We start from the raw sequence: 23,829 nt of genomic DNA on the forward strand, positions 1-23,829 counted from the left end.
CGCAGCATTACCACTTGGGATACGGTATCAAATGAGATAAAATCCCATCACCATTACCTGCACGCAAGGATTGCCCATGTTCCGACTCGACGCGGTCAGTTTTAGCCTGGCTGAGCGAATCCTGCTGCATCCGCTGACACTGGATATCCCCCAAGGTCAGGTGGTGGGGTTAATTGGGCACAATGGCTCCGGTAAATCCACTCTGCTAAAAATGTTGGCTCGCCAGCAACCGGCCAGTTCCGGCCACCTGCTGCTGGACGATTTACCGCTGGCCGCCTGGAAGGACCGCGACTTTGCCCGCCAGGTGGCCTATCTGCCGCAGCAACTGCCTCCCGCCGAGAGCCTGACGGTGCGCGAGCTGGTCGGCTTCGGCCGCTATCCCTGGCACGGCCTGCTCGGCCGCTTCGGCAGCGAGGATCACGCCAAGGTGCGCGAGGCCATGCTTCTGACCGACACCGAGCGCTTCGCCGAACGCATGGTCGACAGCCTCTCCGGTGGCGAGCGCCAGCGCGTCTGGCTGGCCATGCTGCTGGCGCAGAACAGCCGCTACCTGCTGCTGGATGAGCCGACCTCGGCCCTCGACATCGCTCATCAGGTGGATGTGCTCGGCCTGGTGCATCAGCTCAGCCGCCAGTTGAGCCTGAGCGTGATCGTGGTCTTGCATGACATCAACATGGCCAGCCGTTACTGCGACCGCCTGATCGCCCTGCACAGCGGCCGCCTGCTGCTGGATGGCAGCCCGGCCGAACTGATGACGGACAGCAATCTGGAGGCCATCTACGGCCTGCCCATGCAGGTGCTCAGCCATCCGCAGGGCCAGCAACCCATCGCCGTGGTGGTGTGATGCGCGGGCTGCTCTGTGTGCTCGCCCTGCTGGCGGGCCTGGCTCAGGCCGATGTTCACCAGCCGCGCATCGCGGTGATCGACTGGGGCTTGACCGAAACCCTGCTCGGCTTGGGTGTGACGCCCATCGCTGTGGCGCAAACCGAAGGCTATCGACGCTGGGTGCAGGCGCCCGAACTGCCGGCGCAGGTGGTCGACCTCGGCCTGCGCATCGAGCCCAACCTGGAGCTGCTCAGCCAGCTCAAGCCGGACATGATTCTGATCACCCCGCAGTTCGCCGCCAGCCGCGCGCAGCTGGAGCGGGTGGCACCGGTGCACACGCTGGCCATTTACACCCCGGAAACCGAGGCCTATATCGGTGCCCAGCGGGTGACCCGCGAGCTGGCCGAACTGCTTGGGCGGCAGGCCGAAGGCGAAGCGATGATCGCCCGCATCGACGCCACCATGGATCGGGTCCGCCAGCACCTGGCAGCGCAGGCGTTGCCACCTTTCTACGTGATGACCTTCCTCGACCAGCGCCACGTGCGCCTGTTCGGCAAGCAGAGCATCTACCAGGGCGTGCTCGATCGCGTCGGCCTGCGTAACGCCTGGCAGGGCCCGACCAATTACTGGGGATTCAGCCAGCAGGGTATCGACCGCCTGGCGGAGACGCCCGAGGCCGCCCTGCTCTACCTCAAACCCATGCCACCCGGCACCCAGGATGGTCTGGCCAGCAGCGCCCTGTGGAACCAGCTGCCCGCCGTGCGCGCGGGGCGTCTGTATGACCTACCGCCAGTCTGGAGCTTCAACGGCCTGATGGCCGCCGAGCGATTCGCCAACCTGCTGGAGGCGCGCCTGCTGCCGGAGAGCACGCAATGACCGACCTGGCTCAAGGACTACTGCCCGTGCGCACTCATCGCGGCTTCTCCAACCATCCTGCCTGGCTGTGCGGCCTGCTGTTGGCACTGACCTTGGCCCTTGCCTTCACTCACCTGGACCAGCGTCTTCCGAGCGGACAATGGCTGCAGGCCATGTTCGCCCCACAAGACGGCGATATGGCGCAACTGATCCTGCATTTCAGCTGGTTGCCACGCCTGTGCATCGCCCTGCTCTGCGGCGCCGTGCTGGCCTTGGCCGGCACCCTGATGCAGCAGGTGTTGCGCAACCCGCTGGCCTCGCCGACCACCCTGGGCGTGGCCAGCGGCGCCCAGCTCGGCCTGCTGGTAGCCACTTTATGGGCGCCCTGGCTACTGGATTTCGGCCGCGAATGGGTGGCCCTGGCTGGCGGCGGCCTGGCCTCCCTGCTGGTGTTCGCTCTGGCCTGGCGACGTGGCCTGGCGCCGCTGACACTGATCCTCGCCGGCCTGGTGGTGACGCTGTATCTGAGCGCACTCAACGTGACCCTGATGCTGGTCCAGCAGCAGGACCTCAACGCGGTGTTTATCTGGGGCTCCGGCTCGCTCAGCCAGAACAGCTGGAGCGGCGTGCAGTTCCTCGTGCCACGCCTGGTCGTCGGCCTGCTGCTCCTGCTGCCGTTGCTGCGTCCGCTGGCCCTGCTGGAGCTCGACGACAGCGGGGTGAAAAGCCTGGGCGTACCGCTGCGTTTCCTGCGCTTCGTCACCCTGACCTTGGCCGTGTACCTGGCTGCCTGTGTGGTCAGCACGGTCGGCGTGATCGGCTTCATCGGCCTGGCCGCCCCGGCGCTGGTGCGCCTGCTCGGCGCGCGTACTTTCGCCCAGCGCCTGTGCTGGGCACCGCTGCTCGGCGGCCTGCTGCTGAGCGTCACCGATCTGGGTATCCAGCGTCTGGCTGGCAACCTCGCCGAACTGGTGCCCACCGGTGCCGCCACCGCCCTGCTCGGCGCGCCTCTGCTGCTCTGGCTGTTGCCCCGCCTGCGCCTGGCCGGTGGTCAGCCGCACAGCGGCGACGCTCATCACTTCATCCGCCATCCGTTCCCGGCCAGACGCTTGCTGCCGTTGGCTGTGGCTTTGGCCTGCGCACTGCTGATCGCCCTCGGTTTGGGTCGTGGCCTGGACGGTTGGCAATGGAATCTGGGCGACGCCACCCTGCTCGACTGGCGCTGGCCAAGAGTGATGGCCGCTGCTGCCGCCGGCTGCATGCTGGCCTTGGCCGGCTGCATGATCCAGCGCCTGACCGGTAACCCGATGTCCAGCCCAGAGGTGCTCGGTATCAGCGCAGGCGCCGCCCTGGGCCTGATCACCCTGCTATTCCTGTTGCCTTACTCCGGCCCGCTGGCCCAATTGGTGCTGGGCGGCCTGGGTGCTGGTCTAACCCTTGCGCTGCTGCTCGGCCTGTCACGCCGCTCCGGCTTCGCTCCCGAGCGGGTGCTGCTGATCGGCATCAGCGTCACCGCGCTGTTCGACGCCCTGCAGGTGATCATCTTGGCCGGCGGCGATCCGCGCGGGCAGAACCTGCTGGGCTGGATGTCCGGTTCCACCTACTTCGTCGGCCCGCAGATGGCGCTGTGGGTACTGGTTTGCAGCCTGGTGCTGCTGGTCGTCGCGCTGCCCTTCGGCCGCTGGCTGGAGTTGCTGCCGCTGGGCGATGGCACGCCGCGCGCTCTGGGCGTGCCGCTGGGACGAAGCCGTTTTGTGCTGTTGCTGCTGTCTGCGCTGCTCACCGCCGGCGCCACCCTGATCGTCGGCCCGCTGAGCTTTATCGGCCTGCTGGCACCGCACCTGGCTCGCCTGCTTGGCCTGGCCCGCGCCGTGCCGCAACTGCTCGGCGCAGCGCTGTTGGGTGCACTGGTGATGGTGGCGGCGGATTGGCTGGGACGCACCCTGCTGTTCCCCGCGCAATTGCCTGCGGGGCTGCTGGCATCGCTGCTGGGTGGCGCCTACTTCATGCTGTGCCTGTATCGACGCTGAGGCTCTCAAGGCTGCTCGCTCGCCTTGTAGCCCAGATGTAATCCGGGAGCCGAGCCGCCTGTTTCCCGGATTGCATCCGGGCTACGGCTGAAAGCTATTCGCCAGCAGAAACTCGCTCCTACGCAAACCAATCATGCAGGAGCGAGAGAACGGCTCGCGAACACCCTCAATCCAGTACGGCCACGCCTTCCGCCGGCGGCTCTTCGAGCAGCGGGCAGTTGTCGCACATGGCCATGCCCAGCTCGTTGCGGATGCAGCACTGCTTGCGCTGGCGCCAGGGCGCGCAGCCCTCGCCCTGGGGCACGTAGAGCACTGGCTGGCACAGCGGATTGCGGCTGCCATCGGGGCGCAGTTTGCTTTCCAGTACTTCAAACCCCTGGGCCAGCATCGGTTTGGGGAACGGCAGGCCGCCGAGGGTGCTCATGAACCACTCGAAGTAGTTGCCAGCGTTGCTCCACAGCACCCGTGCGGCGACCTTGCGATGGCTGCGCAGTGCGTCGATGAAAGGCAGCAGGTTGTCGTCGAGCAGTCCGGCGAAACGCTCGAAGCCATTGGCCGGCGCGCTGCTCCAGCGCTCGCCGGCATGCGGCAGCTTGAACGCCTCGGGCAGGCCGTCGGCGCCGACCACCACCTGGATCTCGTCGAAGTCCAGCGGCAGGCGCCAGTTAAGGATCAGTCCGGCAGCCAGTACCGGCGGAATCAGGCGCAGGAAGTAGTACTTGGACCACAGCGACATCAGCGCCCGGCGATCGCCTTCGGCGTGCTCGGGGGCGAAGCGCAGCATCTGCTCTTCCAGACGTTCGGCGCTGACAAACTCACGCCCGGACAGTGCCGGGCGTGGGTCATCCGCAAGGGTGAGAACATCGCGGTAATGGGCGAAAGGCCCTTGGAACAACGGGGCAATGGCCGGGATCATCGGCCCCCCGCCTGGGTCAGGCGCATGCGCTGGCGACTCCTTGGGTGTGTCGGTGGCGGCGATCATCCAACAAAGCGTCGACCACTTCCTGTGAACGTATGGCCAGCACCGACAACAGCGTGTCGCTCAGGCCGTGACTGGATTCGCAACAGCCCTGCAGATAGATACCGGCGCTCATCTGCGGCTGGCAGCACAGGCGATAGTCGCGCTCGACGCCCTCGCCCAGGTGCGCGGCCAATCCACCGAGCAGGCGCTTGTAGCCGTCGCGTCGATAACCGGTGGCCAAGACCACAGCATCATACAGGCGCTCTTCCACGCCCGGCGGACCGCTCAGGGTTAGGCGAATGCCCTCGGCGCCCGCCTCCACCGCTTCGATGCTGCGTTGCGTCAGCAGGCTGTGCGGCGCATGGCCGGTGACTTTCTGCAGGTACAGGCGGTGATAGATGCTCTCGATCAGGTCCAGGTTGACCACCGAGTAGTTGGTCTGCGCGTTGGCCTGGATGAACGCCTGGCGCTCCTCCGAGGACTGGCCGTAGACCACGTCGGTATAGGACGGATCAAAGATCTCGTTGACGAACGGGCTGTCGTCCGCCGGGCGCAGTGCCTGGCTGCGCATCACCAGCGAGACCTCGGCCTGCGGGTAACGGCCGCACAGGTCGGTGAAGATTTCCGCCGCGCTCTGCCCGGAACCCAGCACCGCCAGGCGCTTGGGCTCGCCACAGGCGTGGATACGCTCCAGGTAGCCGGATGAGTGCATCACGCGTGCATCGCCCTTGAGCGGGCGGAACGCCTCGGGCACCACCGGTTCGCCGCCAATGCTCACGACCAAGTTACGGGTGATGCGCGCTCGGGTTCGGCCATCGGCCAGGCGCGAGATCACCTTGACCCGAGTTACGTCGTCGCCATCGAGCAGCGGCTCGACGCCGATGACTTCCTCACCATAGTGCACGCGGTCACTGAACTGGGCCGCAGCCCAGCCCAGGTAGTCGTTGTACTCCAGGCGCGACGGCGTGAAGGTGCCGACGTTGATGAAGGACGCCAGGCGCCCTTTCTGGTGCAGGTAGTTGACGAAGGTGAAGCGGCTGGCCGGGTTGCGCAGGGTCGCCAGATCCTTGAGGAAGGAAATCTGCATGCGACTGTCTTCCAGGAGCATGCCACCGTGCCATTCGAAGGCCGGTTTCATTTCCAGGAAGCAATAACGCAGACCGCCCTGCTCGCGCGTGCGGCGGTCTTCGTCGAGGGCCACGGCAATGGCCAAGTTGGCCGGGCCAAAGCCCAGGCCGATTACATCGTATTCCAGCGTTTCTATGCTCATGTCAGGCACCGATCCCGCAAATGGCTCGTGTGAAGGTCAAGTGGGTTCTATGGCGGAACGGCACTCGCCTTGCCCAACCTCATCAGTCAGTGGTCGCGTTAAGCGCGACTCATCTTGTGTCTGCATACCAAGCGACAGTCTTTTGCAGCGCTTGCTACGCCAAATTGCAGCGTTCGAAAAACACCTCGCGGGACTGGATCATCAGTGCCGCGCGCTTGTGGGGGAAATGAAATTCCTTGTCCTTGTGGTAACCCTGGGCTTGCATGTGGCCAATCATCTTGGCGTTGTCGGCCCGTGGCTCGGCGACAATGCGCTGGGTGCGTGGCTCATCGAGCAACAGGTAATGTGTCAGCGCATTCAACCAACTGGCCACCTTATGCGGACCACGATGGTTTTCCTCGCCGACCAACATATGGATGCCACGGTCGTAGTCGTCTACCGCGTAGAACGGCGCGATGCGGTCTTCCTTGGCCCAGTAGGCTTCGTAATAGGCGAACGGCTGATCGTCGAAGCAGCCGATCAGGGGCAGTACGCGCGGGTCGTCGAGCAGTTCCTGCAGGTAGCGCCGGTGCTTGTCCAGATCGCCCTCCTCCTGCCAGAACGCCGCCACCCGGGCACTGTTCTGCCATCGGTTGAAGCGCGCGAGGTCCTCGTCGATATCCAATGTGCGCAGGGAAATCCACGCGCCCAGGTTGGCATCGAAGCGCCGATAGACTTCACCCACCGGCTTAGGCCCACGACGCGGATGACGCCGCCCACTGGCGTGCATGATCATCTGCTGCGGGTAACCGGCATGACTGACGTTACGCAGGAACGGCCCCGTCAGTTGCCAGAACCGCGCACGCTCGATGCACAGCTCGTCACCTGCGACGACCAGCAGGCCGCTGTTCAGCAGCGCCGGGTCGACCTGCTCCAGCCGCAGCACCAGGCTTTGCCGTTGTGGCTCGTTGGCGAAACACCAATAGGCCAGCAGCCATAGCGCCTCGGCCTGTTCGGCCAGGGCCAGTTCCAGCGGAACCAGCAACTCACCCTGACGTTGCGCACGCAGCAGCGCATGCTCGTCCAGGTGCAGCGCCAGGCTGGCACCATCGTCGCGGGCGCTCAGCTGCCGACCATCAGGCAGCGGCAGCCGGGTCAGCTTGTTAGAATTCATAGGTAGCACTGGCGATGATGTTGCGACGGTTGCCGTACCAGCAGTAGAAGTCACAGGTAGCCACGTATTCCTTGTCAGTGACGTTGTTTGCATTTACCTGGAACGTTACGTCCTGAAGTTTGTAGCTGACCATGGCGTCATATACTGTGTAAGACGGTAAACGCAGAGTGTCGGTTTCTCTGTTATCGCCATAACTTTCGCCGGTATAGCGAGCACCTGCACCTACAGCAAATCCGTTCAACCAGCCCTCACTGAAGCGATAGGTCGCCCACAGTGAGGCCAAACGATCAGCTACTTGCGAAGGGGTTTTTCCTTTTTCGGCGCCAACGGTGGTCTTGGTCGTTTCTGCATCGAGCAGAGTGACGGAGCCTACCAAACTCAAGCTATCGACCACCTGCGCAGCGGCCTCAAGTTCGATGCCGCGACTACGCACTTCCCCTAACTGAGTGCGAATTCCATTTCCCGTAGTTTTTCGCACGTTCTGCTGAGTCAGCTCAAACAAAGCCAAGTTGAAAGAGCCGTCGAATCCTTGCGGCTCGTACTTCAGGCCAACCTCCTTCTGATCGCCACTCTCCGGCTTATACGGATCGCCAGTAGTCGGGTTGATCTCGCTAACGGGCAGGAAGAACTCGGAGTAGCTGACATAAGGAGTCAGCCCGTTATCTGCGACGTAAGCCGACCCCACAGTCCAAGTGAACTCCTCGTCGCGAATGCTTTTGTGCACACCAGTCGTACGGTTGTCGATATCAGAACGGGCATTGTCGTAACGACCGCCAAGCAGGAGTACCCAGTGATCATCGACCTTGAGCTGCTCTTGCATATAGATACCGATTTGATCGGCACGAGTACGCTTGTCTTGCAGGTCGGACGCGGTAACAGGACTCAGTCCTGCGGCACCCAGTTTTACCAAGTTTACGCTGCCATAACTGGGGTTGTAGGCATTGAGCGGTTCACGAATTAGCGGATCAGAACCAAAGGATTCTTCGTTAATCTTCAGCTGTTGATAGTCGACGCCAGCCAGGAAGGTGCTTTCAAGCACTTCACCGCGCCAGTAGTTGACTAGGCGGTTATCCAGCGACAGGTTGTCGGCTTGACCATCGGTATAGGTCAAACCACGCATAATCTTCTGTCGGCTAGGATCGTTCAGATCGGGGTAAGCGGCGCTGACCATGCCAAAGGCGAAGTTGAAAGCGGGACCGTTTGTTGCGCCGCCAACAAGGGAAGAAGCCGCGCTTCGCAGCAGGTCAATGGAATGCCCGGCGTAGTACATCTGGCGCAGGTCGACATCAAGATGACCGTAACGGAAATTTTGCTGGAAGTCCCAGGAATCACTGAGGCGATGATTCAGCTCGTATCCTAGGGAGTATTGAGTGCGGTCAAACTTTTCGTAGTCAGGGTTACCGACCGCAGTATCGGTATCGATATAGCCGTTACCAACGTTGTATAGCGTTCCTTCGGCAGGAAGAAACTGCAGTTGTGGGTCGGAGCGGTCTTTCTGGAAGTTAGCCAGCACGGTCAACGAGGTTTCATCGTTGAAGTTGAATGTCATGGATGGTGCGAGCAATAAGCGCTCAGCATCGACATCGTCGACCTGAGTCCCCGTGTCGCGGGATAGGCCAACCACACGGAACAGGACGTCCCCCTGTTCATCCAGCTTGCCGCCCACATCGAACTGCAGCTGCTTGCGGTTGAAGCTGCCGTACTGCAGGCCTACTTCGTTCTTAGCCTCAGCATTGGGGCGCTTACTCTGCAGATTTATGATGCCGCCAGGTGTGGATTGACCGTAAAGCACGGAAGAGGCCCCTTTCAGTACCTCGACGCGCTCAAGCATATAGGGGTCGATCTGCCAGCTGTAGAAACCACTGGAGTAGACACGTACGCCATCCTGAAACAGCCCATTATTGGCCTGCTTGAAGCCGCGCAGAATGAACCAATCCTGCTTATTGTCTTCACCAAAATATCCAGCCTGAATGCCGGCCGAGTAGCGCAGCGCATCACTGATGGTTTGAACGTTGCGATCCTTCATTTCCTGCTGGGTAGCTACAGATACCGAGCGGGGAGTTTCATTGAGGGGCGTGTTGGTCTTGGTAGCACTGCGACTGTTCTTGGCCACATAACCTTGATCTTCGCCAACCGGACTATCCAGCTCGCCACTGATGTACTGTGCGTCTAGCTCCAGTGGTTTCTGAGCCGCTTCCTCTGCCAAGGTGGCAAAACTCAGCGCACCCAGTGCGCATGCCATTGCCACGTGCAGATGCGCCTTAGGGAAGGGGGCTCTGGCCAGATACTTCGACTGCTGTTCCATCCACTGCTCCATAGTTAAATGTAATAAGAAAGATTCGTATTTATTCCGCACACCCCTACTAGACGAACCTGCGTGGAAAAAATTTAGCGTTTAAGACAATTTTCTCGTTTAGCTGTCATCGCTCCAGCAACTGAGCCAACTCGGCTAGTACCTGCGGATGACGAACGATGCCCTGGTGATCGGCCTCGATCAGTCGATGCGCGGCCGCCCTGCCCTGCACCTGCTCCAGGCCACGCTCCAGCAAGACCGCGCGTCCGGCTGGCTGCGCCGCCCACCAGCAGTGCGGACGCACCTTCACCGTGGGAAGTGCGTAGCCGGCACACAAGCGGCGCATATGCTGCTCCAGCGCCCAGGCGAACAGCAGTTCCTCCAGACTCTGGCGGGTCATGCCGTCCAGCGCCTGCCCCGCGAACCAGGTGCTGGCGACCTGCGGCCAGTCCAGCGGTTCCAGCTGCAAGAGTCGTTCGAACAGGCCATCCCAGGCCTTGGCGTGTAGCTCCGGCGCCAACAGCTGCAGATGCTCGACCAGCTTGGCCCGGGCCTGCGGGTGGCGGGCGTCGTCGCCAGCGATCTCGGTGCCCGGCACATAGCAGTCGAGCAGGCCGAGGAAGGCCACCTCCGCCCCCCGTGCTTCCAGACGTGCCGCCAGCTCCAGGGCCAGGCTGCCGCCCAGCGACCAGCCGACCAGGTGATACGGGCCCTGCGGCTGCTGCTGAAGCAGCGCGGCCAGGTAGGCATCGGCCATCTCGGTCAGCGCAGCATCGCGCCAGCTCGGGTCGAGGAAGCTGCGGCACTGCAGGCCGAATACTTCGCGCGTACCGTCCAGGCGCGCCGCCAGCGGCTGGTAGCCGGTGACCCGGCCGGTGACCGGGTGCGGGCAGAACAGCGGGGCTTTATCTGCCTGCTGACGGGTCAGGCGCAGCAAGGGCGACGGGCCCTGCACGGCCTGGCCGCGCGCCAGCTCCAGCAGGCCAAGCAGCTCCCGGCGATAGTCCGCAGCCAGGGATTCGAGGGTCTCGCCGCGATACTGGTTGGCCGCGTACTCCCAGGACAGCTGCAACTGGCCGTCGAACACCTGGCCATTGACCGCCAGACGCGCCGCCAGCGGGTTGTCGGCCGCCACCGCCGCGCCACCGCCGGTGGCCGGGCGGAACCAGTCCGCCGCCGCGCCGGCCTGATACTGGCCGAGGTAGTTGAAGATCACTTCGGCGGTCGGCAGCTCGGCAAGAGAAGCCCGCGCCTGCGCATCGCCCAGCCAACGCAGCACGCCGTAGCCCTGGCCGCCGTGCTCGACCTGCTGCAGCTGCAGCTGCTGCACGCGCTGCAGTTGCAGCTGCGGATCGTCGAGGTGCGGCAGCTGCAGCGGATACAGGCTGGTGAACCAGCCGACCGTGCGCGTCAGATCATGGTCGCCGGCCAGCGCCTCGCGGCCGTGGCCTTCGAGGTTGACCCGCAGGCCGGAGTGGCCGCTCCAACGGCACAGGGCGCGCGTCAGCGCGGTAAGCAACAACGCATCGATACGCACGCCCAGCTGCGCCGGAGCCTGCAGCAGGCGCTTGGTCTCGGCGGCATCCAGGGCCAAGCGCACTTCGCGCTTGTCGCCATGGCTGGCGCTGATGCCGTCGAGCTCGCGTGGCAGGGCCAGCGCCGGGCCACTCAGCCGGCTGCACCAGGCATCCAGTTCGACCTGCGCCGCGTCGCTACGTGCCCATTGCTGTAGGGATTCGCTCCAGCCTTTGTAGGACTGGCTCTTGCCCGGCAGGCGCAGGGCCTGACCGGCTTCCAGCTGGCGATAGGCCGCCAACAGGTCTTCCAGCAGGATGCGCCAGGACACCCCGTCCACCACCAGGTGATGGACGGCGAGCAACAGGCGGTCCGCCTTGCCCGCCTGACGCAGGTGCAAGCCGCGCAGCAGTGGCCCTCGGGCCAGGTCCAGGCTGCGCTGCGCCTCGTTGCACAGGGCCTCGGCCTGCGCGTCGTCAGCCGCTTCGCGCTGCCAGAGCAGCGTCTGATCGGCTTGTATCTCGCCGTAGTGCTGGGCCCAGCGACCGTCGCGCTGCTCGAAGCGCAGGCGCAGTCCATCGTGATGCGCCACCAGTGCCTGCAGCGCCTGCTCCAGCAGGATCGGATCAAGCGGACGCAGCAGCTCCAGATTCAGCGCCTGGTTCCAGTGCGCCGGCTCCGCCTGATTCATGGCGAAGAAATGCGCCTGGATCGGTGCCAGCGGCAGTTCGCCGGTGACCGGCTCCTGCGCGATTTCCTCACCAGCAGCGCGGGCGGCCTGGGCCAGCTCGGCCAGGCGGGGAAACTGGAACAGCTCGCGCGGCGCCAGTTGCAGCCCCTGTTGGCGCACGCGGCTGACCACCTGCAGGGCGACGATGGAGTCGCCGCCCAGCTCGAAGAAATGATCCTGGCGCCCTACCCGCTCCACACCCAGCACGTCGGCCCAGATGGCGGCGAGGACGCGTTCGTTGTCGGTCTGAGGGGCTTCGTAGGACTGGCTCTGCCAGGTCGGTTCCGGCAGCGCGGCGCGATCCAGCTTGCCGGCCGGGGTCAGCGGCAGCTTGTCCAGGGCAATGATCTGCGCGGGAACCATATAGTCCGGCAACACCTTGGCCAGCTCGGCCTTCAGCGGTGCAGTGTCGGCGCCCTGTTTGGCCACCACATAGCCCACCAGTTGCTTGCCGGCCGGCGCCTCACGAGCGATCACCGCCGCCTCCTGTACGCCGTCCAGGGCCAGCAGCTGGCTTTCGATCTCGCCCAGCTCGATGCGGAAGCCACGGATCTTCACCTGATGGTCGACGCGACCCAGGTAATCCAGAGTGCCATCCGCACGCCAGCGCACCAGGTCGCCGGTGCGGTACATGCGCTCCCCTGCCTGGCCAAACGGATCGGGCAGGAAGCGTTCGGCGGTCAGCTCGGGACGCTGGAAGTAACCGCGAGCCAGGCCCACTTCGCCACCGATATACAGCTCGCCAGCCACACCGATGGGCAGCAGGTTCAGCTCGGCATCCAGCACATACAGGCGGCGCGGGCCAACCGGATTGCCGATGGGGGCATAGGCGGCCTCGAAGGCGTCACCCGGGTAGGCTTCCCAGATCAGTGGCGTGACCACCGTCTCGGTCGGGCCATAGCCGTTGATGATGCGCTGCGGCTGCAGGACTTTCTGCAGGCGCTCGTAGGTCTCGCGGGTAAAGGCCTCACCACCCAGGGTCCACGACCGTACCGGCAGTTTCAGGCCTTGCGATTCGACCCAATCCAGTAGCTGCTGGGCATAGCTCGGCGGCAGGCAGGAGATGGTCACGCCTTCGTCGGCGATGACCTGGCAGGTCTTCTCCGCGCTCCACAGCTCCTGGTCGCGAATCACCAGGCGGCTGCCGAAGGCCAGCGGAACGGTCCAGCGTTCCAGTGCGCCGTCGAAGCTGATCGAGGCGAAATGCAGCTCCACGTCGTCCGGGGTCATGCCGTAACGCTGGCCGATGGTCTGCACATGCATGCTCAGGCCGAGGTGGTTCACCGCCACGCCCTTGGGCTGGCCGGTGGAGCCGGAGGTGTAGATCAGGTAGGCCAGATTCAGCGGATGCAGTTGCACCATAGGCACAGATGCTTCGAAGGCAGACAGGTCGAGCTGATCCAGATACAGCGCTTCAACGCCCTCGCCCAGCGGCAGGCGCTCGGCCAAGTCGGAGGAAGTGATCAGCCACTGCAGCCCCGAATCCTCGACCATGTAGCTGAGACGTTCGCGCGGGTAATCCGGATCCAGCGGCACAAAAGCACCACCGGATTTCAGCACCGCCAGCATGGCCACGATCATCGCGTTGCCACGCTCAAGGGATACGCCAACGCGGGATTCGGCACGCACGCCATGGGCTATCAATACATTGGCCAAGCGATTGGAGCGCGCCTCCAGCTCAGCGAAGGCAATTCGCTCACCGCCATGCACCAGGGCGATGGCCTCCGGGCGCAGACGCGCCTGCTCGGCGATCAATTCAGGCAACAGACGCGAAGCATCGAAGCTCTGCCGCGACATGTTCCACTCGGCCAGTTGCAACTGATCCTGACCATCCAGCACCTCCAGACGCACCAAAGGCTGATCCGGTGAGGTACTGACCCGCTCCAGCAGGCTCAGCAGATGCGCCGCCATCTTCTGCATCTGCCCATCGTCCAGCCGCTCGCGGGCCCAGGTCAGGGTCAGGCGCAGCTGGCCGGCGCTGTCTTCCAGGCTGTCCAGGGCCAGGTCGAACAGCGCGTGCGGCACGCCCTGTGCCAGCGGTTCCAGGCACAGGCCGGGTAGCTGCAAGGCGCCGAGGTCGCGCTTCTGGTGGTTGAACAGCACCTGGAACAGCGGCGTCTGCCCCAGGCTGCGCTCGGGCGCCAGGGCCTCCACCAGCTGGTCGAACGGCAGGTCCTGCTGGTCCTGGGCGTCCAACGCGTGACGGCGCACCTCGGCCAGCAGCTGACGGAAACTCATGCCGGCATCGAATTCGGCGCGCAGCACCTGGGTATTGACGAAGAAGCCCACCAGCGGTGCGGTCTCGGCGCGCTGGCGGTTGGCTACCGGCACACCGACGCGGATGTCACGCTGGTTGCTGTAGCGCGCCAAGAGCAGCTGGAAGGCCGCCAGCAACAGCATGAACAGGGTCGCGCCCTCGCCCTGGGCCAGCTGGCGCAGGCGTTCGGCCAATGCCTGCGGCACAGCGATGGCCTGGCGCGCGGCATGGCGCTGGCCGGAGGCATCCAGCTTGTAGGGCAAGGCCAGCACCGGCTGCTCGCTACCCAGGCGCTCACGCCAGTAGCCGAGCTGGCGCTCGCGCTCGCCGGCCTCCAGCCAGGCGCGCTGCCATTGGGCATAGTCGGCGTACTGGATCGGCAGCTCGGCCAGTTGCGGCGCCTGCCCCTGGCGCAGCGCGGCATAGGCGCGGCCCAGTTCCTCGGCGAACACGCCGATCGACCAGCCGTCGGAGACGATGTGGTGGCAGACGATCTGCAAGCGCCAGCGCTGCTCGTCCAGACGCAGCAGCTGCACGCGCAGCAGCGGCCCTTCGATCAGGTCGAAGGCCCGTGACGCATGGGCATCGGCCAGGGTCTGCACGGCATCGGTCTCGCCGCGCAGGTCGCGCTCCTCCAGGGCCAGCGGACCTGGCGGGTCAATGTGCTGGCATAGCTGGCCGTCATGTTCGTAGAAACGCGTGCGCAGCGCCTCGTGGCGCTCGACAATCAACTCCAGAGCCGCCAACAGCGCGGCGCGATCCAACTCCCCCTCCAGCGCGAAGGCGCCGACCATGTGGTAGGCGCTGCTGTCCGGCTCCAGCTGGGCCACCAGCCACAGGCGCTGCTGGGCATGCGAGGCTTGCAGATGCTCGCCACGGGTTGCCGGCACCAGCGGCAGACGGTCGAAGCGGATGCCCTTGCTGGCCAGCAGTTCGAGGAAACGCTTCTGTTCTGCTGGCCCTAAGGCGAGGAAACGCCGCGCCAGGGCGGCCTTGTCGATGGGCGCGGTCACAGGGCCTCCAGTTCGTCGAGCAGCGCGGCCATGTCGCGCAGGTCTTGGTCTTCTTCCTCGGCAGCGGCCGGGGCTTGACCGTCGAGGTTGGCGGCCAGGGCCGCCAGGTTTTCCGCTTCGAAGAAGGCGCGCAGCGGCAGTTCCAGCCCCAGGCGCTGGCGCAGCAGGGCCACGGCCTGGGTGGCCAGCAGTGAATGCCCGCCGAGTTCGAAGAAGTTGTCGTCGAGGCCGACCTGGGTCACTTCCAGCACTTCCTGCCAGATAGCCGCCAGGGCGATCGCCCGTTCGCTCTGTGGCGCCCGGTATACCCGTGCCTGCCACACCGGCTCGGGCAGCGCACGACGCTCCAGCTTGCCGTTGGGCGACAGCGGCATGCGCTCCAGGCGCATCAGGATCGAGGGCACCATGTGCTCGGGCAGCTCGCTCTTCAATGCTGCCTTGATGCCGGCCAGCCAGGCGCTCTCATCCACCGGCAGCGGATCGGCCACCAGATAGCCGACCAGCTGCTTGCCGATCTGGCTGTCGCGGGCCACCACCACGGCCTCGGCGACGCCCGGCTGGGCACCGAGCTGGGCTTCGATCTCGCCCAGTTCGACGCGGAAGCCGCGGATCTTCACCTGATGGTCGATGCGCCCCAGGTAGTCGATGGCGCCGTCGGCACGCCAGCGCACCAAGTCGCCGGTGCGGTACATGCGTCCGCCCTCGCTGCTGAACGGATCGGGCAGGAAGCGCTCGGCGGTCAGTTCCGGACGACGGTGGTAGCCGCGCGCCAGGCCGATGCCGGCGATGTACAGCTCGCCGGGCACGCCCTGCGGCACCGGGTTGAGCTGGGCATCGAGGATATGCAGGCGCAGGTTGGCAATCGGCCGGCCGATTGGCACGGCGTGGCGCCCCTCCTCCACGCAGGTCCAGTGGCTGACGTCGATGGCCGCCTCGGTCGGACCGTACAGGTTGTACAGGCCAGCCTGTGGCAGGCGCTGGAAAGTGCGCACCTGCAGCTCCGCCGGCAGCGCCTCGCCGCTGCAGATGACGCGGGTCAGGCTCTGGCACTGCTCCACATCCGGGTGCAGGAGGAAAGCCTGCAGCATGGAGGGCACGAAGTGCAGCGTACTGACCTTGTGGCGCTGGATAAGCTCCACCAGCTTCTGCGGGTCGCGATGGTCGCCCGGCGCGGCCACGGCCAGGCAGGCGCCGGTGATCAGCGGCCAGAAGAACTCCCACACCGAGACGTCGAAGCTGAACGGAGTTTTCTGCAGCACCACATCGCCAGCGCCCAGCTGATAGGCCTCCTGCATCCACAGAATGCGGTTGGCCAGGGCCTCGTGGCTGTTGCCGGCCCCCTTGGGCTTGCCGGTGGAGCCGGAGGTGTAGATGACGTAGGCCAGATCGTTGCCCTGCAGGCTGATTGCCGGCGGCGTGACCGGCTCGGCACTGCAGTCCTCGCGATCCAGGCAAAGGGCCTTGAGCCCGGCCGGCAGCGGCAGGCGCTCGACCAGCGCGCTGTGCGACAGCAGCAGGTCGACGCCGGAATCCTCCAGCAGATAGGCCAGGCGCTCCAGCGGGTATTCCGGGTCGAGCGGCACGTAAGCACCGCCGGCGCGGACGATGGCATGCAGGCCGATCACCAGCTCCAGCGAGCGCTCCAGGCTGATGCCGACCAGGCTGCCGCGCTGTACGCCGAAGCTACGCAGGCGGTTGGCCAATTGGTTGATACGTGCCTCCAGCTCGGCGTAGCTCAGCGTCTGCTCGCCGAACACCAGGGCTGGCGCCTGCGGCGTGCGCGCGGCCTGCTGGCTGATGCGCTCACTGAGGAAAACCTGCGGCCCGTAGTCCTTGGCCGTGTCGTTCCAGGTGGCGAGCTGCGCCTGCTCGTCTTCCTCCAGCAACGGCAGCAGGCCGATGGGCTGACTCGGGTCGGCGCAGATGCCTTCCAGCAGCCGTACGAAATGCCGTGCCAGGCGGGCGATGGTGCGCGCCTCGAACAGCTCGGCGGCGTAGCTGACGAAACCGCTGAGGCTGCCATCGGCCGCCTCCTCGGTATCCAGCGCCAGGTCGAACTGCGCGCCGGCGGCGCCCGGGTCATGCGGTTGCACGCGCAGGCCCGGCAGGCAGCCGAGGGCGCTGAAGTCCACCTGCTGATGGTTGAATGCCACCTGGAACAGCGGGTGATGACTCAGGCTGCGGGTCGGTTGCAGGGCCTCCACCAACTGGTCGAAGGGCAATTCCTGGTTGGCCAGGGCATTGCGGCTGGCCTGGACCAGTTCGCCGAGCAGCTCGCGGAAGGGTTTCAGCCCCGCTGGCTCGCCGCGCAGCACCAGGGTGTTGATGAAGCAACCGAGCACGCCGTCCATTTCCGCCAGGCTACGCCCGGCCACCGGTACGCCGACGCGGATATCTTCCTGGCCGCTGTAGCGGTGCAGCAAGGTCTGCCAGGCCGCCAGCAACAGGCTGAACAGGGTGCTGCCCTCACGCTGGGCCAGGGCGCGCAGCTGCGCGGTGAGCAACGGCGACAGCTCGAAGCGCCAACGCAGGCCCTGGCGCGCGCCCTGAGCCGGGCGCGGATGATCGGTGGGCAGTTCCAGCAGCGGCTGGTGTTCACCCAGGCGCGCCTTCCAGTATTCCAGTTGGCGTGTGGCCTCGCTGGACTTCAGCCAGTCGCGCTGCCACTGGGCATAGTCGGCGTACTGCAGCGGCAGCGGTGCGAACTGCGCGGTACGGCCCTCGGCGAACGCCGCGTAGGCGGCGGCGAACTCGCCGATGAAACGCTGCATCGACCAGCCATCGGAGACGATGTGGTGCTGGACCAGCAGCAGGCGGTACTCCTGATCGGCCAGGCGCAGCACGCTCACCCGCAGTAGCGGCTCGGAAGCCAGGTTGAACGGGCGCGTGAGCAGCTTCTGCGCATAATCGCGCGCCTCGATTTCACGCTCACTGGCCGGTAGTTCACGCAGGTCGAACCAGTCGATACGCTGGCCCTGCGGCGCCAGGATGCGCTGGCGCGCCTCGCCACCCACCTCGACAAAGCGCGTACGCAGCGCCTCATGGCGCGCTTCCAGCTGGTCGAAAGCGGCCTGCAGCGCCTGGCGGTCCAGGCGGCCCTGCAGGTCGAGGCCTGCCGGCATATGGTAGGCGCCGTTGCTCGGGTCCAGACGGTTGAGGAACCACAGACGCTGCTGGGCATGCGACAGCGGCAGGTCGCCAGCGCGTGGCAGCGCGCGCAGCACCGGTGCATCGACGGCTTCGCGTTGCAGGGCAGCCGCACAGTCGGCCAGGCGGCTCTGCTCGAACAGCGCCTTGAGCGGCAGCTGCAGGCCCTGCTGGCGAATGCGGCTGACCACCTTGAGCGCGACGATGGAATCGCCGCCCAGCTCGAAGAAATGGTCCTGGCGCCCTACCCGCTCCACACCCAGCACTTCGGCCCAGATGGCGGCGAGGATGCGTTCGTTGTCGGTTTGCGGGGCTTCGTAGGACTGGCTCTGCCAGGTCGGTTCCGGCAGCGCGGCACGGTCCAGCTTGCCGGCCGGGGTCAGCGGCAGCTTGTCCAGGGCAATGATCTGCGCGGGGACCATATAGTCCGGCAACACCTTGGCCAGCTCAGCCTTCAGCGGTGCAGTGTCGGCGCCCTGTTTGGCCACCACATAGCCCACCAGTTGCTTACCGGTCGGCGTCTCACGGGCGATCACCGCCGTTTCCTGCACGCCTTCGAGGGCCAGCAGTTGGCTCTCGATCTCGCCCAGCTCGATGCGGAAACCACGGATCTTCACCTGGTGATCGACGCGGCCCAGGTAATCCAGGGTGCCGTCCGCACGCCAGCGCACCAGGTCGCCGGTGCGGTACATGCGCTCGCCGGCGGCGCCGAACGGGTCGGGCAGGAAGCGCTCGGCAGTCAGCTCGGGGCGCTGGAAGTAGCCACGGGCCAGACCGACTTCGCCGCCGATATACAGCTCGCCGGCCACGCCGATGGGCAGCAGGTTCAGCTCGCTATCCAGCACATAGAGGCGGCGCGGGCCGACCGGGTTACCGATGGGGGCATAGGCTGCCTCGAAGGAGTCACCCGGGTAGGCTTCCCAGATCAGCGGGGTGACCACCGTCTCGGTCGGGCCGTAGCCGTTGATGATGCGTTGCGGCTGCAGCACCTTCTGCAGGCGCTCGTAGGTTTCACGGGTAAAGGCTTCGCCACCCAGGGTCCACGACCGTACCGGCAGTTTCAGGCCTTGCGACTCGACCCAATCCAACAGTTGCTGGGCATAGCTGGGCGGCAGGCAGGAGATGGTCACGCCTTCGTCGGCGATCACCTGGCAGGTTTTCTCCGCACTCCACAGCTCCTGATCGCGAATCACCAGGCGGCTGCCGAAAGCCAGCGGCACCGTCCAGCGCTCCAGGGCGCCGTCGAAACTGATCGAGGCGAAATGCAGTTCGACATCGTCCGGGGTCATGCCGTAGCGCTGGCCGATGGTCTGCACATGCATGCTCAGGCCGAGATGGTTCACCGCCACGCCTTTGGGCTGGCCGGTGGAGCCGGAGGTGTAGATCAGGTAGGCCAGATTGAGCGGATGGAGCTGTACCTCAGGCGCTGAGGAGTCACACGCGGACAGATCCAGCTGATCCAGATACAGCGGTTCAACCGCAGAGGACAACGGCAGGCGCTCGGCCAGATCGGACGAGGTGATCAGCCACTGCAGGCCCGAGTCCTCGACCATATAGGACAGGCGCTCGCGCGGGTAATCCGGATCGAGCGGCACAAAGGCACCACCCGACTTCAGCACCGCCAGCATGGCCACGATCATCGCATTGCCGCGCTCCAGCGAGACGCCGACACGGGACTCCGGCTGTACGCCGTGGGAAAACAGCAGATTGGCCAGTTGGTTGGAGCGAGACTCCAGCTCAGCGAAGGCAATTCGCTCACCGCCATGCACCAGGGCGATGGCATCCGGATGCAGGCGCGCCTGTTCGGCGATCAGCGCGGGCAGCAGGCGCGCGGCATCGAAGGCCTGGCGCGGTTTGTTCCACTCGGCCAGCCGTGCCTGCTCATCGGCGGAACTCAGCTGCAGGCTGCCCAGCGCACGCGCTGGGTCGCAGCAGACCTGCGCCAGGGCCTGGCGCAGCAACGCCTCGACCTGGGCAATGCCGTCGGCATCGAAATGCGCACGGTCGTAAGCCAGCAGCAGCTCCAGGCGGCTGCCCGGCAGCACGGCCAGGGTCATCGGGTAATGGGTGAACTCGTGGCTTTGTGGCAGCCCCAAACGCAGCTCGCCACGCTCGGCCTGCTTGAGTGCCTCGCCCAGTGGGTAGTTCTCGAACACCAGCAGGCTGTCGAACAGTGCCTCGCCGGCGCTGCCGACCCAGCGCTGGATATCGTGCAGCGGGCTGTGCTCGTGCTCGCGCAGCTGCAGGTTCTGCACCTGCAGCGCGGCCAGCCAGTCGCCCAGCGGCTGCTCGGCCGGCAGTTGCACGGCAACGGGAAGGCTGTTGATAAACAGGCCAAGCATCTGCTCGCTGCCGGCCAGCTCGGTCGGACGACCGGCCACGGTGGCGCCGAAGCACAGGCTGCGCTTGCCGGTCAGGCGCGCCAGCAGCAAGGCCCAGGCGGCCTGTACCAGGGTATTGAGGGTCAGGCCATGGCGCTGGGCGAAGCCGCGAATTCGTTGTTCGGTGGCGCTATCGAGCGGCAGCGGATGACGGGCATGGCCCTGCTCCGGGGCGCGGCACGGCAGGCAGCCGGCGATGCGGGTGGCGCCGTCCAGCGGTGCCAGCTGTTCACGCCAGAAGGCCTGCTCGGTAGACGCATCCTGGCCTTCGAGCCAGTGGATGTAGTCGCGGAACTGACCGCCCGGTGCCGGCAGGCGATCACCGTGATACAGGGCCAGCACCTCGGCGAACAGCAGGCCGTTGCTCCAGCCGTCCAGCAACAAATGGTGCAGGGTCCAGACCAGCACGAAGTCGCCGGCGCCGCGCTGGATCAGCGCCAGACGCAGCAGCGGCGCCTGGTCGAGGGCAAAGCCGCGCTCGCGCTCGGCGCTGCAGAAGGCCTGCAGCTGCGCCTCGAAATCGGCGACGCCGCGCCAGTCGAGCTCCTGCCAGTCCAGTTCGACCTCGGCCTGCACCAGTTGCAGCGGGCGCTCGCCGAGCAGGAAGCGGCTGCGCAGCACACCATGGCGCGCCAGCACCTGGCGCCAGGCGTTCTGCAGGCGAGCAGGATCGAGGCCGGTGAACGGCAGCAGCAGCTGGCTGACATAGCTGCCGGCACCTTCCAGCTGGCTGTGGAACAGCAGGCCCTGCTGCAGCGGCGACAGCGGGTGGATGTCCTCCACGCCGGCCAGTTCATCCAGCTCGATCTGGCTCAGACCGGCCAGCGGCACATCGCTGGGGGTCAGCCGTGGCGAGACCTTGGCACAGTGCTGGGCGATGCTGTGCAACTCATCCTGCAGGCGTGCGACCAGGCCCTCCAAGGTGGTGCGCGCCAGCTGCGCAGGGTTGAAGTCGATGTGCAGCTGCAGGGCACCGCCACGCTGCTCGGCATTGATGACCAATGGAGCGTCCATGGGCGCATCGGCTTCGCGCCACAGGCCGCCTTCGCGCAGACGCAAGCCATCGCGGCCCTCGTCGAACTGGCCCAGGTAGTTGAACAGCAGTTGCGGGGCGCGCTCGGTCAATTGACCTTGTTGGGCCAGTAGACCAAAGCCCAGGCCCAGATCGGGCACGGCGCGCAGTTGCTCCTTGATCGCCTTGAGACTGGCAGCCAGCTCGGTCTCTGGCTGCAGGCGCACGGGGTAGAGGCTGGTGAACCAGCCGACGCTGCGCGACAGGTCGATATCCTCGAACAGCGGCGCGCGGCCATGGCTCTCCAGGTGCAGGGTCAGCGCCGGCTGCTCGCTCCAGCTGCACAGCGCGCGGCTCAGGGCGGTCAGCAGCAGTTCGTCGGCACGCAGGCGATAGGCGCGCTGGCCAGCCTGCAGCAGGTCGCGAGTGAAGCCGGCCTCCAGACTCAGTTCGATGCGCTTGCGGGTTCCTTCGGTGCCCGCCTCCTGGCTCTGCAGGGGCAGCTCGCCGCCGGTCTGCTGGGCCTGCCAGTACGGCAGTTGTGCGTCCACATTCCAGTCGACCAGGCGCTCGCCCCAGGTCTTGAAGGCACTGGTCTTGGCCGGCAGCTGCACCAGCAGGCCGCTGGCCAGTTGCAGACAGGCACGCTGCAGGTCTTCCAGCAGTACGCGCCAGGACACCCCATCGACCACCAGGTGGTGGATGGACAGCAGCAGGCGATCGGCCTGTCCTGGCTGAGTCAGATACAGACCAAGCAGGTGTGAACCGCTGGCCGGATCAATGCTGCGCTGCGCGGCGTCATAGTGCGGCTGCGGGTCCTCGCCGGCGGCCAGCTCGACCCGTTGCAGCAGAGGACCCGCCACTTCGGCGGCATGTACTTGCTGCCACTGGCCATCGAGCTGCTCAAAGCGCAGGCGCAAGGCGTCGTGGTGCTGAACCAGGGCTTGCAGCGCCTGTTCCAGCTGGGCGGCCGGCAACGGCTCGGCCAGTTCCAGCAGCAGGTACTGGTTGCACGGGGCCAGACTCTCGCGCTGCAGCAGGCGCGCCTGGATTGGCAGCAGCGGCGCTGTGCCAGTTACCGGTCCCTGATCGGCCAGCGGTGCGGTGACGCTGCGGGCAACACCAGCCAGCTGCGCCAGGGTCTGCTGCTGGAACAGGTCCTTGGGCGTCAGGCCCAGCCCCTGCTGGCGTGCACGACTGACCACCTGCAAGGCGACGATGGAGTCGCCGCCCAGCTCGAAGAAATGATCCTGGCGCCCTACCCGCTCCACGCCCAGCACGTCGGCCCAGATGGCGGCGAGGATGCGCTCGTGGTCGGTCTGTGGCGCTTCGTAGTCCTGGCTCTGCCAGGTCGGTTCCGGCAGCGCGGCACGGTCCAGCTTGCCGGCCGGGGTCAGCGGCAGTTTAGCCAGGGCGATGATCTGCGCCGGGACCATATAGTCCGGCAGGGTTTTAGCCAGTTCGGCGCGCAGAGCATTGACGTCGCTGTTGTCGCGAGCGACCACATAACCGACCAGTTGTTTGCCGGTTGGCGCCTCGCGGGCGATCACCGCCGCTTCCTGCACGCCTTCGAGGGCCAGCAGCTGGCTCTCGATCTCGCCCAGCTCGATACGGAAACCACGGATCTTAACCTGATGGTCGACGCGGCCCAGGTAATCCAGGGTGCCGTCCGCACGCCAGCGCGCCAGATCGCCGGTGCGGTACATGCGCTCGCCCGCAGCACCGAACGGGTCGGGCAGGAAACGCTCGGCGGTCAGCTCCGGGCGCTGGAAGTAACCGCGAGCCAGGCCCACTTCACCACCGATATACAGCTCGCCCGCCACGCCGATGGGCAGCAGGTTCAGCTCGGCATCGAGGACATAAAGACTACGCGGGCCGACCGGGTTACCGATGGGGGCATAGGCCGCCTCGAAGGAGTCACCCGGGTAGGCTTCCCAGATCAGCGGGGTGACCACCGTCTCGGTCGGGCCATAACCATTGATGATCCGTTGCGGCTGCAGCACCTTCTGCAGGCGCTCGTAGGTCTCGCGGGTAAAGGCCTCACCACCCAGGGTCCAGGAGCGTACCGGCAGTTTCAGACCCTGCGACTCCACCCAGTCCAGCAGTTGCTGGGCATAGCTCGGCGGCAGGCAGGAGATGGTCACGCCTTCGTCGGCGATCACCTGGCAGGTCTTCTCCGCGCTCCACAGCTCCTGGTCGCGAATCACCAGGCGGCTGCCGAAGGCCAGCGGAACGGTCCAGCGCTCCAGGGCGCCGTCGAAGCTGATCGAGGCGAAATGCAGCTCCACGTCGTCCGGGGTCATGCCGTAGCGCTGGCCGATGGTCTGCACATGCATGCTCAGGCCGAGATGGTTCACCGCCACGCCTTTGGGCTGGCCGGTGGAGCC

At 65.6% G+C, this 23,829-nt stretch carries 9 protein-coding genes; 3 read left to right on the forward strand and 6 right to left on the reverse strand.

The features are described 5' to 3' along the window. Positions 1-76 precede the first annotated feature (76 nt). From DBR00_RS10800 to fhuB, 3 genes are read left to right on the forward strand one after another with little or no spacing between them, the layout of a single operon-like run. Positions 77-844, forward strand: coding sequence for an ATP-binding cassette domain-containing protein (locus DBR00_RS10800; protein WP_108486348.1), 768 nt, complete (start codon positions 77-79; stop codon positions 842-844). Continuing rightward, positions 844-1,701: an ABC transporter substrate-binding protein gene (locus DBR00_RS10805; protein WP_108486347.1), complete on the forward strand. Its 858-nt coding sequence runs from the start codon at positions 844-846 to the stop codon at positions 1,699-1,701. Before DBR00_RS10800 ends, DBR00_RS10805 begins: the two co-directional genes overlap by 1 nt. After that, positions 1,698-3,710, forward strand: a complete 2,013-nt coding sequence (gene fhuB, locus DBR00_RS10810) for a Fe(3+)-hydroxamate ABC transporter permease FhuB (RefSeq protein WP_108486346.1) — start codon at positions 1,698-1,700, stop codon at positions 3,708-3,710. Before DBR00_RS10805 ends, fhuB begins: the two co-directional genes overlap by 4 nt. A 166-nt stretch (positions 3,711-3,876) precedes the next feature. On the opposite strand, the gene fhuF is transcribed toward fhuB, so the two are convergent. From fhuF to DBR00_RS10840, 6 genes are all read right to left on the reverse strand, one after another. After that, complete coding sequence (fhuF, locus tag DBR00_RS10815; RefSeq protein ID WP_256582986.1) at positions 3,877-4,692, reverse strand: siderophore-iron reductase FhuF; 816 nt, start codon at positions 4,690-4,692, stop codon at positions 3,877-3,879. Next, entirely contained in the window at positions 4,643-5,941 is a 1,299-nt protein-coding gene (locus DBR00_RS10820; RefSeq protein ID WP_108486344.1) for a lysine N(6)-hydroxylase/L-ornithine N(5)-oxygenase family protein, read from the reverse strand. Before DBR00_RS10820 ends, fhuF begins: the two co-directional genes overlap by 50 nt. A gap of 154 nt (positions 5,942-6,095) precedes the next feature. Beyond that, positions 6,096-7,094 carry a GNAT family N-acetyltransferase gene (locus tag DBR00_RS10825; RefSeq protein WP_108486343.1) on the reverse strand — a complete coding sequence of 333 codons (999 nt, stop codon included), beginning with the start codon at positions 7,092-7,094 and terminating at the stop codon, positions 6,096-6,098. After that, positions 7,084-9,399: a TonB-dependent siderophore receptor gene (locus DBR00_RS10830; RefSeq protein ID WP_158271563.1), complete on the reverse strand. Its 2,316-nt coding sequence runs from the start codon at positions 9,397-9,399 to the stop codon at positions 7,084-7,086. Before DBR00_RS10830 ends, DBR00_RS10825 begins: the two co-directional genes overlap by 11 nt. Before the next feature lie 115 nt (positions 9,400-9,514). After that, positions 9,515-14,902 (reverse strand): non-ribosomal peptide synthetase, encoded by a 5,388-nt coding sequence (locus tag DBR00_RS10835; protein ID WP_218276612.1) that lies wholly within the window; start codon positions 14,900-14,902, stop codon positions 9,515-9,517. Continuing rightward, the coding region (locus tag DBR00_RS10840) for a non-ribosomal peptide synthetase (protein WP_218276613.1) at positions 14,899-23,829 on the reverse strand (8,931 nt) is incomplete at its 5' end. The genes DBR00_RS10840 and DBR00_RS10835, both read right to left, overlap by 4 nt.

The organism is Pseudomonas sp. HMWF032 (genome assembly GCF_003060885.1).
Classification (GTDB): domain Bacteria; phylum Pseudomonadota; class Gammaproteobacteria; order Pseudomonadales; family Pseudomonadaceae; genus Aquipseudomonas.

What these genes read in the sequence shown, in the direction of transcription:
- fhuF (WP_256582986.1), bottom strand. Translation starts at nt 4,692, where the DNA reads ATGATCGCCGCCACCGACACACCCAAGGAGTCGCCAGCGCATGCGCCT.
- DBR00_RS10820 (WP_108486344.1), bottom strand. Translation starts at nt 5,941, where the DNA reads ATGAGCATAGAAACGCTGGAATACGATGTAATCGGCCTGGGCTTTGGC.
- DBR00_RS10800 (WP_108486348.1), top strand. Translation starts at nt 77, where the DNA reads ATGTTCCGACTCGACGCGGTCAGTTTTAGCCTGGCTGAGCGAATCCTG.
- DBR00_RS10830 (WP_158271563.1), bottom strand. Translation starts at nt 9,399, where the DNA reads ATGGAACAGCAGTCGAAGTATCTGGCCAGAGCCCCCTTCCCTAAGGCG.
- fhuB (WP_108486346.1), top strand. Translation starts at nt 1,698, where the DNA reads ATGACCGACCTGGCTCAAGGACTACTGCCCGTGCGCACTCATCGCGGC.
- DBR00_RS10805 (WP_108486347.1), top strand. Translation starts at nt 844, where the DNA reads ATGCGCGGGCTGCTCTGTGTGCTCGCCCTGCTGGCGGGCCTGGCTCAG.
- DBR00_RS10825 (WP_108486343.1), bottom strand. Translation starts at nt 7,094, where the DNA reads ATGAATTCTAACAAGCTGACCCGGCTGCCGCTGCCTGATGGTCGGCAG.